Below are 14,066 nucleotides of genomic sequence, written 5' to 3' on the forward strand. Positions count from 1 at the left end.
AATCGCCGCTCGAGGGAACCGGCCAGCACGCTTCAGAGGCGATTGATGTCCTCGCTCTCCAGCACCGGCCTGGGGTAGCCGTCGCGGGCGACCTTCAGCATGGCGCGGCCGAGCTGTTCCGATGTCGTCATATAGCTCGGGGCGACCCGCACCAGAAAGGAAAGCAGCGGCGAGGTCGCGACATAGATCGCCTGCACCCAGCCGGTCTTGGAGCGGACGCCATGCAGCGGCTGGATCCCGGCGGGCCGGAACATGTAGGCGGCCTTGAACGGCAGCTTGAGCAAATCGTTCTCGGTCTTGCCCTTCACCCGCGCCCACATCAGCGGGCCGCGCTCGGTGGAATTGGTGCTGCGCCCCGTGACATAGGTGAACACCATGCCGGGATTGAGCCGCGCCAGCACAGTCGCCGCGGCCAGCGTGATGTCGTAGGTGAGATGGCGGTAGCGCGCCTCATCCATGCCGATCGAGGAGACGCCGAGGCAGAAGAAGCAGGCGTCGTAGCCGGCAAGCTGAGGCTCGATCGCGCTGTAATCGACGAAATTGTCGTGGATCAACTCGACAAGCTTGGCATCGCGCTGCCCGGTCGGGCTGCGCCCAACCGCGAGCACGCGCTCGACGCCGGGATCGAGCAGGCATTCGCGCAGCACGCCCTGCCCGACCATGCCGGTCGCGCCGAACAGGATGACCTTCATCTCGATTGCCCTGCTGCCGCCCGATCCGTTCAGGCGGCGGTTGCGACCTGATCAAACGATACACCGGTCAGCGCCGCCGAGATATCCCATAGCCGCTGCGCTACCGCGGTGTCCCTGGCGTGCGGCATGATGCGCGCCGGCGCAGGTGGGCCCTTCAACTCGTAGAACCCGTTGGGGCCGTAATAGCCGCCCGGCTGGGCCGCGGCTGAGGTCGCCGCGAACAGCGTCGGCAACGTGCCCGCCGCCGCGGAGTGGCTCATGATCGGCTGCAAATATCGACCGAGCCGCCACGACAGGCTGTCGGTGCCGGGACCGTTCGGGATCAGCTCGGTGCGCGCGTAGCCGGGATGCGCGGCATTGCTCATCAATCCCCAGCCGTTGATCGCACTGCGACGCTGCAATTCGAGCGCGAACATCAGCATCGCAAGCTTCGACTGGCAGTAGGCGCGCCACGGCGCGTAAGAACGGCGGGCCTGCAGATCGTCGAAATTGATGACGCCGGAGCGATGCGCAAGGCTGGAGAGATTGACGACGCGGGTGCTGTGGCCGCGGCGGAGCTGCGGCAACAGCAGCGCGGTCAACGCATAGTGGCCGAGATAGTTGGTGCCGAACTGCATCTCGAACTCGTCACCGGTGACCTGCCGCTTCGGCAGCGACATCACCGCGGCATTGTTGATCAGGAGATCGAGCGCGGTATGCGTGGCGGCGAAGCGCCCGGCGAAATCGGCGACCGATGCGAGGTTCGCGAGGTCGAGCGTTTCATAGCTCACCGCGGCATCGGGAAGCTGCGCGCGGATCCGCGCCAGCGCGTCCTGCCCCTTGGCGCCGTTGCGGCCGGTGAGCACGACATTGGCGCCGGCGCGCGCCAGTTCCAGCGCGGTCTCGTAGCCGAGTCCGCCGGTAGCGCCCGTGATCACGGCGGTCCTGCCGCCCTGCCGCGGAATGTCTGCAGTGCTCCAGCCGGTCATGCTTATATCTCCTTGCGACACGATTCGGGTTTCTCGTCGGGTTCTTGCGGGTCCAGCCGCATCCGACGAAATGTGCACTAAGTGCATTTTTGCAAGGGGTGAAAAATTGCAGCGTCCGGCGTCCGCGCGCAAACCGGCCAAGAAATCGGCCAAGAAACCGGTCAAGTCGATGCAATCCAAAGCGAATCCGGCGCCGCCGGCGTCGGGCCTGCGCGCGCGCAAGCGGCAGGAGACCCGGGAGCGGCTGACCAAGGCGGCGATGATGCTGTTTCTCGAGCGCGGCTTCGAGGCGACCACGCTCGACGACATCGTCGCCGCCGCCGACGTCTCGCGCCGCACCTTCTTTCACTATTTCGCCTCGAAGGAAGACGTGGTGCTGGCCTGGCAGGAGGACGGCACCGCGGCACTGATCGCAGCCGTTGCGGCGCGCCCGGCCACTGAATCCATGCTGCAGGCCGCCGAGAACGCCATCGCCGACATGGTCAAGCAGATCGACCCGCGCGAGGCGGTCGCGCTGGCGCGGCTGAAGCGCGACAATCCAGCGCTGCAGGCGCGCGATCAGGCCAAATATGAAAGGCTTGAGCGTGAGCTCGCCAACGCGTTGCTCAAGCGCGCCAACCACAGGAACGACCGGATGAAAGCCCGGCTGGTCGCGATGATCACGACCGGCGCGATGCGCGTCGGCAGCGAGCTCTGGGCCGACGATGGCGCCCGCGAGAAGCCGGACCTGGTCGCCAAGCGCCTGTTCGCCGCGATCCGCGCGATTTTCGAGTGAGCTAGCCGATCACGGCGCTTCCGAAACATAGTCTCCGTAAGGCGAGCACATGCTTCGGACTCCTCCCCCTTGTGGTAGGGCAATCGCATATGGCCGTTTGAGGCGATCGGAGTTCCCACAAACTTGTCATGCCCGGGCTTGTCCCGGGCATCCACGTCTTCGTTTCCACGCGAAGAAAAGACGTGGATGGCCGGGACAAGCCCGGCCATGACGGCGCGGAAGAATCGGTTCATTCCATATGCGATTGCCCTGCCCCTTGTGGGTAGAGGAGTAAGCCACCGGGCGAGGTGAATGTTGAGACGCGCGGCGCAGAGCACAGCCTCTCTCACCTTCAGCCCTTGATGAACGCCAGCAGGTCGGCGTTGATCGTCTCGGCCTCCGTCGTCGGCATGCCGTGCGGAAAACCCTTGTAGGTCTTCAGCGTGCCGTTCTTCAAAAGCCTGGCCGAGAGCGGGGCGGAGTCGGCGTAGGGCACGATCTGGTCGTCGTCGCCATGCATCACCAGCACCGGCACGTTGATCTTCTTCAGATCCTCGGTGAAGTCGGTCTGCGAGAACGCGACGATGCCGTCGTAATGCGCCTTGGCGCCGCCCATCATGCCCTGCCGCCACCAGTTCTGGATCACGGCTTCCGACGGTTTTGCGCCGGGCCGGTTGTAGCCGTAGAACGGCCCGGCCGGCAGGTCGCGGTAGAATTGCGAGCGGTTGGCGACGAGCTGGGCCTGCAATCCGTCGAATACCGACTTCGGCAAGCCGCCGGGATTGTTCGCCGTCTGCACCATCAACGGCGGCACCGCGCTCAGGATCGCCGCCTTCGCCACCCGGCTCTCGCCGTGGCGGGCGATATAGTGCACCACCTCGCCGCCGCCGGTGGAATGGCCGACATGGACGGCGTTCTTCAGATCGAGATGCGCGGTGACGGCCGCGAGGTCGTCGGCGTAGTGATCCATGTCATGGCCGTCGGCGACCTGGGCGGAGCGGCCGTGACCGCGGCGGTCGTGGGCGACGACGCGAAAGCCGTGCCCCACGAAGAACAGCATCTGCGCGTCCCAGTCGTCCGACGACAGCGGCCAGCCATGGCTGAACACGATCGGCTGGCCCGAGCCCCAATCCTTGTAGAAAATCTCGACGCCGTCTTTGGTGGTGATGGTGGGCATTGGAAGCACTCCTTCAGCTGATCGTCATTCCGGACACGCCAGGCGTGAACGAACCTTGGGCGACGGCGCATCGCGGACACGCCACCGCATCTCGTCTTCTATGCTGCGCGTCGCCACGAAATGAGGTCATCCGCCCCGGATCAGGCGAACGTGACCGGCCTGAACCGGCGCCAGGCACCGATGGTCACCAGGACGAAGAACACCAGCACGATGCCCTGCACCACGGCAAAGACCGGCCCGGATGGCGGGTTCGGCGGCACGGCTGGCGCCAGCGCCTGCAACGCCGGCACCTTGAGGAAGCTCTGGATGACCAGCACGAAGACGTTGAGATAGAGCGAGACCATCGCGGTCACGATATAGATCGGACGCCAGACACCCTTGAGCTGCATCGCATAGAGCGCAATGCAGGCGATCGCGAGCAGCACCAGCGAAAGCCCGCCGATGATGTGCGACGGCAACAGCTTCTCGGTCACCAAAGGCGGGATCACGAAGCCGGTGGCGCTGGTCAGGATCGTGAGCGCGAGGAAGGTCGCGGTCAGCCCCGGCATCGCGCGCGAGCCGAGCAGCCCGAACATCACGAGCACGCCGGCGACGATTGCAATCAGGCTGATAATGACGTGCACAAGCACCAATGTCGTCATGTGGCGCACTCCCCGTTGAGACCCGCGTGCGAGGTTACGATGCGTGACGGAAAATTGCTACATGCTTCGATGGCAGGACGGCCGACATCTCATCAAAAATTGCCGGCGCCGGCGACTGCTGAAAATTTTCGCACGCATGTCACACGATGCGGCACGTGCGCCGTGTAAGAAGCTGAATCAATAATAGCGCGGGATCGGTCCGTTATGCGGTGTCTTGCGCTTCGACAGGTCGAACAGCACCTCGTCGACATAGCACCAGCCCCAGCCTTCCGGCGGATCGTAGCCCTCGATCACGGGATGGCCGGTGGCGTGGAAATGCGCCGTCGCATGCCGGTTCGGCGAATCGTCGCAGCAGCCGACATGGCCGCAAGTGCGGCAGATGCGCAAATGCAGCCAGCGGCTGCCGCTCTTCAGGCATTCCTCGCAGCCGAGCGCGCTCGGCGTGACATCCTGGATGCCGGCGATATGGGTGCAGCCTTTTGACATTTTCTCGGCCTTTAACTGTCGCAGCTATCTGATCCGTTATCCTGAGGTGCGAGCTCTTGCGAGCCTCGAAGGATGCACGGCCACGCTGTGGCCGATTCATCCTTCGAGACGCCGCTTCGCGGCTCCTCAGGATGACGGGAAAACGTTTGCGTGCGTCGCATCGACGTTGCTACAGCGTCGGACTGCCCGCGTCAGCGAGATAGCCGTGCAGCGCGGCCACCACCTGCGCGCCCTCGCCGATCGCGCCGCCGACGCGCTTGACTGATCCGGAGCGGACGTCGCCGACCGCGAACACGCCGGGCACCGTGGTCTCGAGCAGCGGCACGGCGCGCGCGCCTTCGCCGGTCTGCACGCCGGTCATCACGAAGCCGCCGCGGTCGACCTGCACGCCGCAGCCCTCGAGCCAGCCGGTCGCCGGATCGGCGCCGACAAACAAAAAGAGATTGCGGATATCCATGGTGAACTCGTCGGGCGCGAGCCGGCTGCGCCAGCGCACCCGCTGCAGCGTCTCCGCGCCGTCGAGCCCGATCACCTCGGTGTTGAACATCAATTCGATGTTCGGCGTCGCCTCGATGCGCTCGATCAAATAGCGCGACATGCTGGCTCCAAGCCCGCCGCCGCGGATCATCATGTTGACCTTGCGGGCATGCGCCGACAGGAACACCGCCGCCTGCCCCGCGGAGTTGCCGCCGCCGACCAGCACGACATCCTGGTTGGCGCAGAGCCGCGCCTCGATCGGCGAGGCCCAGTACCAGACGCCGCGGCCTTCAAACGCATCGAGATTGTCGATCTCGGGCCGGCGATAGCGCGCCCCGCTGGCGACCACCACGGATTTCGCGCGCAGCGTATGCCCGCAGGCGGTGTCGAGCACGAATGCGCCGGATGCTTTCGTGCAGTCGAGCGATTTGATCGAGACCGGGATCAGCATCTCGGCGCCGAATTTCTGCGCCTGGTTGAAGGCGCGCCCGGCCAGCGCCTGGCCCGAGATGCCGGTCGGAAAGCCCAGATAGTTTTCGATGCGCATGCTGGCGCCGGCCTGGCCGCCGAAGGCGCGGGAGTCGAACACCGCGACCGACAGGCCTTCCGACGCCGCATAGACCGCGGTGGCAAGCCCGGCCGGGCCGCTGCCGACCACGGCGACATCGTAGAGTTTTTCATGCGCGCTGTTGCCGATCATGCCGAGCGCCATCGCAAGCGCGGTCTCGGACGGATTGCGCAGCACCGTGCCGTTGGGACAGACCACCAGCGGCAGCTCGGCGCGCGTCGGCGAATAGCGCGCGACGAGGTCGGCGGCATCCTTGTCGGTCTCGGGGTCGAGGAAGTGGTGCGGCTGGCCGTTGCGCGCCAAAAAATTCTGCAGCGAGGCCATGTTGCCGACCGAGACGGGGCCGATCAGCACCGGCCCGCCGGCGCCGCCCTGGATCAGGCTGACGCGGCGCAGGATCAGCGCGCGCATGATGCGTTCGCCGAGATCGGCCTCCGCAACCAAAAGCGCGCGCAGCCGGTCGGGCGGCAGCAGCAGCGTCTCGACCACCCCATCGGCATGGCCGTCGACCAGCGCCGGGCGGCCGGAGAGTTGGCCGATCTCGGCGAGGAACTGGCCCGGTCCCTGGTCGATGATCGGCGCGACATGGCCGAGGCCGTCGCGCTGGGTGATCGAGACATTGCCCGACAGCACCACGAACATGCCGGGCCCGGGCTTGCCGGTCTCGAACAGCGCCTCGCCGTCCTTGTATGAGCGCGGCTCGCCAAAGCGGCGCATCCGCTCGATCTCGTGCGCGGTCAGGGTAGGAAAGGTCTGCTCATGGCGCGGGAAGGCGTAGGCGGTTGCGCTCAGCCGATCGATCGTCGTCTCATCTACAGCCATCTCGGCGACTCGTTTCCTTATAACAATGCGCACGAACCGGGTTAACGGCGCGGCTCGCTTCCGCCGGCGTCATCTGGCGAGCCGCCATCTAGCGAACCATGGGCAGCTTCGGAAGAGGCCGCATCGTCACGACCGCGCGCCTGCGATTTCCGCCGCTTCAGGTTTTCGCGCAGCGCCAGCTTGAGACGATCCTGTCGTGAATCCTTCACACGGGCTCCGGCCTGCCCGCCGCCTCTGTCCTGATCGCCTGTCATTGCAAAACTCTCGAACCGCCGCCGCCCGACGGAAGCGAGCATAGCCAATGGCGGATGCCCGCGCATCCTGCCCGGTCGGCCAGTTGCGGCGATATGATTCGGCGGCACGCGCGGATCGGGATAGTTTCGGCGCGCGATCGGGAACCCAATCCGGCCGAAATCGGCCAGATTGGCCGGAATCAGCGGCGAGGCCGTCGATTTCTGCCGATTTCAAGGGCGACAGGGGCGCTGTTTCGCTTGCGCCAAAGGGAGGCCTGTGGCAAGAACCGCCCGCTTGGACGGGCCCTCGGGGCCGATTCAATTTTTCCCGGGCATGCTGCCGTAGCTCAGTGGTAGAGCACTCCATTGGTAATGGAGAGGTCGACAGTTCAATCCTGTCTGGCAGCACCAGGATCTTCGCAAAACGATGGCAGTCGCAGGCACGCGGTGCGCCCGCGTGCGCTGGAATCAATGCGCCAGCAGCGCGCCCATCCCGCCGATCGTCAGCACGACGTAGAAGGCGAACACACTGCCGACCCATTTCCAATCGATCTGATCGTGTTCGGGGCTGAGGCTTTCGATGATGCCGTGCATGATGGTTTCCTTTAGAAGTCGCCTGCGTGGCGTATAACCCGCGCCTCGAGCACCTCATGTGACTCATTTCACATTTTGCCATTGCGGAACGGACCCAAGCGTGACCGGCCCAGAACTGAAGAAACTGCGCGAACATCTCGGCAAGGCGCTCGGCCGCGAGCTGACGGCGGCTGACATGGCGAAGCTGTGCGGCCTATCGGCCGCCGGCGGCGCCGAGAAGCTGCGCAGGTGGGAAGTCACCGGCCCGACCCCGAAGGTTGCCGCCCTGCTGCGCGTGCTGGCGATGGCGAGCGAGCACTATCCGATCCTGGAGAAGTTCGACGTGTTCGATCGCCACGACGTTCCGGTCAGGGATCGCGCCGCGCGCCGCCAGGCGTTCCGCGAGCAGATGCGCGACGATGTGCGCAAGCGACTGGCTAGATCGTGATGCGATTCCACAGAATCGCATCACGATCCAATCTCTTTGTTTGAGCATGATCTCCGCGCAAACGCGTTCCGCGTTTGTCGCGAGGGAAAACCGCTTCGCACTTTTCCGGATCATGCTCCAGCCGGCGGCTTGGTTAACAGGAAAGGCGGCTCGCGCACCGCGTTAAGCCTTGCTTCATTCCGCCTTAAGCGTTCGTTAGGCACAACAAAACGTTTCGCCGCAAAGGCTGCGACTTAACGCTCCGCGCAGCGTTCCGGTGACTGCATTTTATTCAAATGCGGTCTAACCCGTCGCCGTGGATGGCGCCATTCACGCTGCGCCTCATGACTTGTCCGGAGACTGCCCCAATGAAGACGTTCCTGCTCGCAACCGCCGCCGTCGCGGCGGCCGTCGCTGCCTTTGGCGCGACCGCCAACGCCGCCGATTTCAACCGTGGCTATTATCAGAAGGCGCCCGCGCCTGTTTACGCCGCTCCGCTCTACAACTGGACCGGCTTCTATCTCGGCGGCCATCTCGGCGGCGTGTTCTCCCAGAACAACAACTTCAACGGCCTCGCGCTGTCCGACTCCGACGCCCGCTTCATGGGCGGCGTGCAGGCCGGCTACGACTGGCAGCTGTCGCCGATGTGGGTGATCGGCCTCGAAGGCCAGTATTCCTGGGTCGGCGGCCATCAGCTCAACGCGATCTTCCCGGGCGGCTACGTCTACAACAACAACCAGCGCGGCATCGGCTCGATCACCGGCCGCGTCGGCTACACCTGGGGCCCGGGCCTGATCTATGTGAAGGGCGGTTATGCCTATTCCGACAACAACGAAACGGTGACGCTCGGCGGCGCGCCGGTCGGCTTCACGCTCAGCGACAACCACAACAACGGCTGGACCATCGGCGGCGGCGCCGAATACATGTTCGCGCCGAACTGGTCGGCCAAGGTCGAGTACCAGTACTACGACTTCGGCGACAGCCGCTTCACCGCGCCGGGCGCGCTGGTGCCGGTCGGCAGCTTCCACAATGACGAGCACACGGTGAAGGCGGGCCTCAACTACCGCTTCAATCTCGGCAACCTCGGCGGCCCTGCTTACGGCCGCTACTGAGAGCACGCCCACAACCAACAGTGGAAAAGGCCGGCGCAAGCCGGCCTTTTCGATCCGATCGCGTGCATCGATTCCGCACGGCGAACCGAGACGTCGCCACTGAGCGGCAGCCCTGAAAAATCCGCAGATCGTCGCAATTTTCCCGATTTTGTTAACCGGCCGCACCGATACTCCCGCGCCGGGGAAACATCCAAGAGTAGTGGCCAAGGATAGTGGCCAAGCGTAGTGGGCCAGGGGGCACAGGGGCAATGGCGTTTCGGTTCAAGCTCGGCAAACCAAATCTCAAGCGTATCCATCTGCCGCAGATGGGCGTCAGGGGCAGCCTGTTCGCGGCATTCGCGGTCATCGCAGGCATGGCGCTGGTGATCAGCGCAGGCGCCGGCATCGTGCTGCATCAGCTCGGCGGCACCATGACCGACCTCAGCGGCCGCGACATTCCGCGGCTTGCCGCGAGCCTGCAACTTGCCGCGCAAAGCGCTTCGCTGGCGGCGCAAGGCCCCGGCCTGCTCGCCGTGCAGAGCGAGGACGCGCTGAACGATCGCACCAAGAAGGTGCAGGACGTCGCGCGGCTCACCAGCGCCAAGCTTGGCGAGATCATCGAGCTCGGCGCCGACAAATCCGTGGTCAGCGCATTGCAGGAGAACGTCAAGAACACCGACGAGGCGACCAAGAGCCTGATCTCGGCGGCGCGCGAGCGGCTCGAGGTCGGCGCGCTGCGCGACAAGCAGTACAACGCACTGCGCAAGGCGCAGGCGGCGTTCGTCTCCGCGGCAAGTCCGGCGATGCTCGACGCGCAGACCCGGCTCAACGCCATCCTCGCCGCGGCCGAGGTGTCCGCGTACGACGCCACTGAAGCGGCCCGCACCGTCGGCCAGATCAGCAACGTGCTCGCCGCCGGCAATCTGATGGCCGCCGACATGACCGCGGCGCTGTCGGCCAATTCCAGCGAAACCCTCGATGCGATCGAGGCCGAGTTCAAGGCCGGGCGCGAACGCGTCAAGTCCAACCTCGAGGACCTGCCGAACAATCCCGCGATCGTCGCGGTGCGCGACACCGCCTCGAGGCTGCTCGTGCTCGGCGAAGGCAAGACCGGCGTGTTCAAGATCCGCCAGAAGGAGCTCGACACGATCGACTACGGCCAGACCATCCTGGAAGAGACGCGCAAGCTCAATGTCGGGCTCGGCATCAGCGTCCAGCAGCTGGTCGACGCGGTGCAGAAGGAGACCGACAGCTCGACCTTCCAGGCACGGCAGCAGATCTCGCTCGCCACCATGGTGATGATCGGCCTCGGCGCCCTGACGCTGGTCGGCTCGTTCCTGTTCGTCTGGCTCTATGTCGGACGCAATATCCTGCGCCGCATCCGCGGCCTGCAGCGCTCGATGCAGCTGTTGTCCGACGGCGACCTCGACACCGAGATCCCGCAGAGCCGCCAGCGCGACGAGATCGCCGTCATGGCCGACGCGCTGCAGGTGTTCCGCGAGAGCATGGTCGAGAGCCGCGAGCTCACGGAAAACCAGAACAAGGACCGCAGCGCCAAGGCGGAGCGCGCCTCGCGCATGGAAGCGCAGATCGTCACGTTCGAATCCAACGTCCGCAGCGCGCTCGGCAGCCTGCAGACCGCGGCGAACTCGATGCAGTCGACCGCGCAGAGCATGTCGGCGACCGCGGACCAGTCGAGCGCGCTGGTCAACGCCGTCGCGTCGGCCGCCGAGGAAACCTCGGTCAACGTGCAGACGGTATCGGCCGGCACCGAGGAGCTGTCGTCCTCGATCCAGGAGATCGGCCGCCAGGTCGTCACCTCGGCGGAGATCGCCCGCAAGGCGGTGGAGGAAGCCAGCGCCACCGACAGCACGATGCAGGGGCTCGCCGACAATGCCGCACGCATCAGCGTCGTGGTCGACCTGATCCAGACCATCGCCTCGCAGACCAATCTGCTCGCGCTCAACGCCACCATCGAGGCGGCGCGCGCCGGCGAGGCCGGCCGCGGCTTTGCCGTGGTCGCCTCCGAGGTGAAGAACCTCGCGAGCCAGACCGCAAAGGCGACCGAGGAAATCCGCCAGCAGATCGTCGGCATGCAGGAGGTGACGACCACGGCCGTCTCCGCCATCCGCAACATCTCGAGCACGATCGGCGAGATCAACGACGTCACCACCGCGATCGCCGCCGCGGTCGAGCAGCAGGGCGCGGCGACCCGCGAGATCGCCCGCAACATCCAGCACGCGGCGGGCGGCACCAGCGAGGTGTCGAGCAACATCGTCGGCGTCTCGACCGCCTCGGCCGAGGCGGGCACAGCCGCTGGCGAGGTGCTGAGCGCCTCCGACGCACTGCGCCGCGAGGCCGACGTGCTGCGCTCGGAGATCGACGGCTTCCTGTCGAACATCCGCGCGGCGTAGGTACAGCGTCGTTCCGGGGCTATGCGAAGCAGAGAACCCGGAACCTCGGAGATTCTCGGGGCGCAATTGCATCCCTGAGGGTTCGCCTCTTCGAGGCGCCCCGGAATGACGGGCACGCATTCGCAAGACCGTTCGCGCCATCCGGGTGACGGAATTCGGGCGCTTCTCGTCCCATTCTCCGGACGACTATCTGATTTTTCGGCTGGCGCGGCGGCCCGTGTGCCGCTAAGCCGGTAGCATGCATACGAAGACCGACCCCGTGCACTCCTCGGCGGAGGCACTGCGATACCCTTGGGAAAACCATCCCGGCCACGATCAGGTCGTGGAGGTGGCTCCCGGCGTGCTGTGGGCGCGGCTGAAGCTGCCGTTCCGCCTCAACCATGTGAACATCTATCTGCTCGCCGACGGCGACGGCTGGACCATGGTGGATGCCGGCTTCGGCAATGAGGAATCGATCGCGGCCTGGACCACGCTGTTCGAGGGGCCGCTGAAGCACATCAAGGTCACCCGTCTGATCGTGACGCATTCGCATCCCGATCATGTCGGTCTCGCCGGCTGGATCACCGAGCGCTTCGGCTGCCCGCTGTTCATGTCGCAGGTGGAATATCTGCAGTCGGTCTATCACCAGAACCGCGGCACCGAGGAGCGGCGCAACGCGCAGCGGCTGTTCTTCCGCCGCCACGGCATGGACGAGGACCTCACCGAGAAGCTGCTCGGCCGCGGTCAGGACTACCTGAAGCGCGTGTCGGTGCTGCCGCCGTCCTATCATCGCCTCACCCATGGCGACGAGGTCGTGATCGGCACGCGGCGCTTCAAGGTGATCACCGGCGGCGGCCACGCGCTCGACCAGGTGATGCTGTATTGCGCGGCCGACAAGCTGTTCCTGTCCGCCGACCAGGTGCTGAGCAAGATCTCGCCCAATGTCAGCGTCTGGGCGGTCGAGCCCGAGCAGAACTCGCTCGGCGAATATCTGGCCTCGCTGGCAAGCCTGACCACCACCCTGCCCTACGACGTGATGGTGCTGCCGGGCCACGGCGTGCCGTTCTACGGGCTGAAGACCCGGATCAAGCAGCTCGCCGATCACCATGAGGAGCGCTGCCGGCTGATCGCCGAGGCCTGCCGCGAGGTGCCGCAGACCTCCAAGGAGCTGGTGCCCGTGGTGTTCCACAAGCACGTGCTGGACGAGCACCAGATGGGATTTGCCGCCGGCGAGCTGGTCGCCCATGTCAACTACATGCTGGTCGAGGGCCGCCTGACGGCCGAGATGCACGCCGACGGCATGCTGCGCTTCAAGACCACCTGAACCCGGCTTGGCGGCAAGCGTCGCCCGGCGATTTGACCGAAATCGAGCCGAACGGCCCCGGCTAGGGCAATTTGCCCAACTGCGACGCATGCCCAGATGTGGGTCAATGCATGGACATTAGAGCTGGAAAAGCTCTAAGAAGAAGCAGTCATTCCGGTCAGGTTCCGCTTTCTGGGTTTGCCGATGGATTACAGCCAGTTCTTCAATGCCGCCCTCAACCGCCTGCACGACGAGCGGCGCTACCGGGTGTTCGCCGACCTCGAACGGATCGCGGGACGCTTCCCGCACGCCACCTGGCATTCGCCGAAGGGCAGCCGCAACGTCGTGATCTGGTGCTCCAACGACTATCTCGGCATGGGCCAGCACCCCAAGGTGGTCGGCGCCATGGTCGAGACCGCGACCCGGGTCGGCACCGGCGCCGGAGGCACCCGCAACATCGCGGGCACCCATCATCCGCTGGTGCAGCTCGAGTCGGAACTCGCCGACCTCCACGGCAAGGAAGCCTCGCTGCTGTTCACCTCGGGCTATGTCTCGAACCAGACCGGCATCTCGACGCTCGCCAAGCTGATCCCGAACTGCCTGATCCTGTCGGACGCGCTGAACCACAATTCGATGATCGAAGGCGTGCGCCAGGCCGGCTGCGAACGCCAGATCTTCCGCCACAACGACGTCGCGCATCTCGAGGAGCTCTTGATCGCCGCCGGTCCCGACCGGCCGAAGCTGATCGTCTGCGAGAGCCTTTATTCGATGGATGGCGACGTCGCGCCGCTCGGCAAGATCTGCGATCTCGCCGAGCAATACGGCGCCATGACCTATCTCGACGAGGTGCATGCGGTCGGCATGTACGGCCCGCGCGGCGGCGGTATCGCCGAGCGCGACGGCGTAATGCACCGGATCGATATCGTCGAGGGCACGCTGGCAAAAGCCTTCGGCTGCCTCGGCGGCTACATTGCGGGCCGCGCCGAGGTCATCGACGCGGTGCGCTCCTATGCGCCGGGCTTCATCTTCACGACCGCGCTGCCGCCTGCAATCTGCTCGGCCGCCACGGCTGCGATCCGGCACCTGAAGACCTCGAACTGGGAGCGCGAGCGCCACCAGGACCGGGCCGCCCGCACCAAGGCGATCCTGACCGCCGCCGGCCTGCCTGTGATGTCGAGCGACACCCATATCGTGCCGCTGTTCGTCGGCGATCCCGAGAAGTGCAAGCGGGCCTCCGACCTGCTGCTCGAGGACCACGGCATCTACATCCAGCCGATCAACTATCCGACGGTCGCCAAGGGCACCGAACGGCTGCGCATCACGCCCTCGCCCTACCATGACGACGGCCTGATCGACGCGCTGGCCGAGGCGCTGCTCCAGGTCTGGGACCGGCTCGGCCTGCCCCTGCACCAGAAGTCGCTGGCCGCCGAGTAACCCTATCCGCTTCCGACCCCGAATTTG

13 protein-coding genes and 1 tRNA gene are annotated in these 14,066 nt (G+C 65.6%); 7 read left to right on the plus strand and 7 right to left on the minus strand.

All coding sequences use genetic code 11. The features are described from left to right. Positions 1-32: 32 nt before the first annotated feature. Both ACSKB9_RS20605 and ACSKB9_RS20610 read right to left on the minus strand, forming a co-directional pair. Entirely contained in the window at positions 33-692 is a 660-nt protein-coding gene (locus ACSKB9_RS20605) for an epimerase (protein WP_438075341.1), read from the minus strand. Between the two features lie 29 nt (positions 693-721). Continuing rightward, positions 722-1,660 carry an SDR family oxidoreductase gene (locus ACSKB9_RS20610; protein ID WP_438075343.1) on the minus strand — a complete coding sequence of 313 codons (939 nt, stop codon included), beginning with the start codon at positions 1,658-1,660 and terminating at the stop codon, positions 722-724. Between the two features lie 169 nt (positions 1,661-1,829). Here ACSKB9_RS20610 and ACSKB9_RS20615 point away from each other — a divergent pair, with 169 nt between their 5' ends. Beyond that, positions 1,830-2,435, plus strand: a complete 606-nt coding sequence (locus tag ACSKB9_RS20615) for a TetR family transcriptional regulator (protein ID WP_438075345.1) — start codon at positions 1,830-1,832, stop codon at positions 2,433-2,435. 331 nt (positions 2,436-2,766) lie between these two features. Here ACSKB9_RS20615 and ACSKB9_RS20620 read toward each other — a convergent pair whose 3' ends face one another. From ACSKB9_RS20620 to ACSKB9_RS20635, 4 genes are all read right to left on the minus strand, one after another. Then, the gene (locus ACSKB9_RS20620) at positions 2,767-3,591 is read right to left on the minus strand and encodes an alpha/beta fold hydrolase (RefSeq protein WP_438075347.1); all 825 of its coding nucleotides are present in this window, start codon (positions 3,589-3,591) and stop codon (positions 2,767-2,769) included. A 140-nt stretch (positions 3,592-3,731) separates the two neighbouring features. Then, complete coding sequence (locus tag ACSKB9_RS20625) at positions 3,732-4,232, minus strand: hypothetical protein (protein ID WP_076830922.1); 501 nt, start codon at positions 4,230-4,232, stop codon at positions 3,732-3,734. Between the two features lie 177 nt (positions 4,233-4,409). Continuing rightward, positions 4,410-4,718 carry a UBP-type zinc finger domain-containing protein gene (locus ACSKB9_RS20630; protein WP_168859099.1) on the minus strand — a complete coding sequence of 103 codons (309 nt, stop codon included), beginning with the start codon at positions 4,716-4,718 and terminating at the stop codon, positions 4,410-4,412. A gap of 169 nt (positions 4,719-4,887) precedes the next feature. Beyond that, positions 4,888-6,585, minus strand: coding sequence for an FAD-dependent oxidoreductase (locus ACSKB9_RS20635; protein ID WP_438075349.1), 1,698 nt, complete (start codon positions 6,583-6,585; stop codon positions 4,888-4,890). 569 nt (positions 6,586-7,154) lie between these two features. On the opposite strand from ACSKB9_RS20635, the gene ACSKB9_RS20640 reads away from it, so the two are divergent. Next, positions 7,155-7,229, plus strand: a tRNA-Thr gene (locus tag ACSKB9_RS20640). Between the two features lie 57 nt (positions 7,230-7,286). Here the strand turns inward: ACSKB9_RS20640 and ACSKB9_RS20645 are convergent. Beyond that, on the minus strand, positions 7,287-7,412 hold the full coding sequence (locus tag ACSKB9_RS20645) for a hypothetical protein (protein WP_256521266.1): 126 nt from the start codon (positions 7,410-7,412) through the stop codon (positions 7,287-7,289). 100 nt (positions 7,413-7,512) lie between these two features. Between ACSKB9_RS20645 and ACSKB9_RS20650 the strand changes: the two genes are divergently transcribed. From ACSKB9_RS20650 to hemA, 5 genes are all read left to right on the plus strand, one after another. Next, entirely contained in the window at positions 7,513-7,839 is a 327-nt protein-coding gene (locus ACSKB9_RS20650) for a hypothetical protein (protein WP_438075351.1), read from the plus strand. A gap of 347 nt (positions 7,840-8,186) precedes the next feature. Next, a complete protein-coding gene (locus ACSKB9_RS20655; protein WP_438075353.1) occupies positions 8,187-8,930 on the plus strand; it encodes an outer membrane protein in 744 nt (247 codons plus the stop codon). Between the two features lie 248 nt (positions 8,931-9,178). After that, positions 9,179-11,323 (plus strand): methyl-accepting chemotaxis protein, encoded by a 2,145-nt coding sequence (locus ACSKB9_RS20660; protein ID WP_438075355.1) that lies wholly within the window; start codon positions 9,179-9,181, stop codon positions 11,321-11,323. A 238-nt stretch (positions 11,324-11,561) separates the two neighbouring features. Further along, a complete protein-coding gene (locus tag ACSKB9_RS20665) occupies positions 11,562-12,626 on the plus strand; it encodes an MBL fold metallo-hydrolase (RefSeq protein ID WP_438075357.1) in 1,065 nt (354 codons plus the stop codon). Positions 12,627-12,809: 183 nt separating this feature from the next. Then, positions 12,810-14,039, plus strand: coding sequence for a 5-aminolevulinate synthase (gene hemA / locus ACSKB9_RS20670; protein ID WP_438075359.1), 1,230 nt, complete (start codon positions 12,810-12,812; stop codon positions 14,037-14,039). Positions 14,040-14,066: the final 27 nt, after the last annotated feature.

The organism is Bradyrhizobium sp. BR 1433, assembly GCF_051547665.1.
GTDB classification, from domain to species: Bacteria; Pseudomonadota; Alphaproteobacteria; order Rhizobiales; family Xanthobacteraceae; genus Bradyrhizobium; species Bradyrhizobium australafricanum.